The sequence below is a fragment of the Devosia geojensis genome, from assembly GCF_000969415.1.
GTDB classification, from domain to species: domain Bacteria; phylum Pseudomonadota; class Alphaproteobacteria; order Rhizobiales; family Devosiaceae; genus Devosia; species Devosia geojensis.
In genome coordinates this window covers 1-1273 of sequence record NZ_JZEX01000066.1, presented here as the reverse complement: position 1 = coordinate 1273, position 1273 = coordinate 1, and the positions used below count along the sequence as shown (strand labels likewise).

The window sequence follows — 1273 nt, the reverse complement described above, 5'->3', positions numbered from 1 at the left end:
GGGTGGGGGGAAGCTGCGGCGGCTCACCAACCTACCCCCACCCTCGTTCCCTCCCCTCAAGGGGGAGGGAGGCGAAAGAGCCGCTGATATCCTTGATCCGGGAGACCTAAGCGATCTTGTCGACCACAATCCCTGTGCCTAGCGGCGGCTCAACCTCGGCCACACGCGCCAGCCGATCCATGATCGTCGTTTCCACCTGCCCGCGCCGCAGCGCCACCAGCGCCAGGCGCGCGTCGAGCGACACGGCCTCCTGACTCGCGATGCGGTGCGCGCCGAGATCGAGGTTGATGGCGGGGAGGCCGGAAACGCTCATCTCACGCGCTCTTGTCGACGGCGATCCCCTGGCCCGCGGGAGCCGGCGCCTTGATGGCCGCCTCGAGCATGGAAACGAGGTTCATCTCCATCTCGTGCGCCTTCTTGACCATGGCGATATCGAAGGACTGATGCGTCGCGGCGGTGCGCGCGGCAACGAGCATGGCGGCGAGATCGGTGTTCATGAGCGTGTCCCGGTTAGCGTGACCCAAGCGTAAACTACTGGGCGTAAAGGAAGAGTTGCCCTGCTTTCGTGACCCATCTCCCCTTCCCTCACCGTCCCCCGAGCAGCACCACCTCGCGCCGCTTGAAGAGCGGCGCCAGCACCACCCCGGCGAGGAACCCGCCGAGATGCGCCCACCAGGCGACGGGGGCTTGCGGCGAGGCGACGAGGGAAAAGAGCTGCATGCCGAGCCAGACCCCCAGCATCCAGAAGGCCGGTATCGGCAGCGGGATCGGGATGACGATGCGGGCCAGCACGAACACCCGCGCATGCGGATAGAGCAGCACATAGGCGCCCATGACGCCCGCGACCGCCCCCGAGGCGCCGACCAGCGGCCCGTTGGCGTCGAGGTTGAAGGCGAGGTGCGCGAGCGCGGCGATGACCGCGCAGGTGAGATAGAAGACGAGGAACTTCACATGTCCCATGGCGTCCTCGATGTTGTCGCCGAAGATCCACAGGAACAGCATGTTGGTGAGCATGTGCATCCAATCGGCATGGAGGAACGCATAGGTGACGAGCGGCGCCCAGTCCGGCAGCCACGGCAGCGGCTGCGGATAGACGTCGCGCACGACGATCGGGATCATGCCGAAATAGATGGTCACCTCGTCGAAGGCGGCCGGCGGCAGCATCGACTGGACGAGGAACACCAGCGCCGTCACCGCCATCAGGCCGTAGGTGACGTAGGGAAACCTGACGTGGCGGATGGGGTTGGTGTCGTGGAGGGGCAGGAACATGGGG

General features: G+C 66.1%; 3 protein-coding genes. All 3 read right to left on the bottom strand.

The window, feature by feature from the left end; all coding sequences use genetic code 11:
• Positions 1 to 106: 106 nt before the first annotated feature.
• On the bottom strand, positions 107 to 313 hold the full coding sequence (locus VE25_RS06975) for a hypothetical protein (RefSeq protein WP_046107890.1): 207 nt from the start codon (positions 311 to 313) through the stop codon (positions 107 to 109).
• Between the two features lies 1 nt (position 314).
• Complete coding sequence (locus VE25_RS06970; protein WP_046107889.1) at positions 315 to 497, bottom strand: hypothetical protein; 183 nt, start codon at positions 495 to 497, stop codon at positions 315 to 317.
• 88 nt (positions 498 to 585) lie between these two features.
• Positions 586 to 1273, bottom strand: a 688-nt coding sequence (locus VE25_RS06965; protein WP_152664538.1) for a rhomboid family intramembrane serine protease, incomplete at its 5' end; no start/stop codon positions are given.

Excerpts from the sequence above, each read along its gene's own strand:
- VE25_RS06975 (WP_046107890.1), bottom strand. The coding sequence starts at position 313 with ATGAGCGTTTCCGGCCTCCCCGCCATCAACCTCGATCTCGGCGCGCAC.
- VE25_RS06970 (WP_046107889.1), bottom strand. The coding sequence starts at position 497 with ATGAACACCGATCTCGCCGCCATGCTCGTTGCCGCGCGCACCGCCGCG.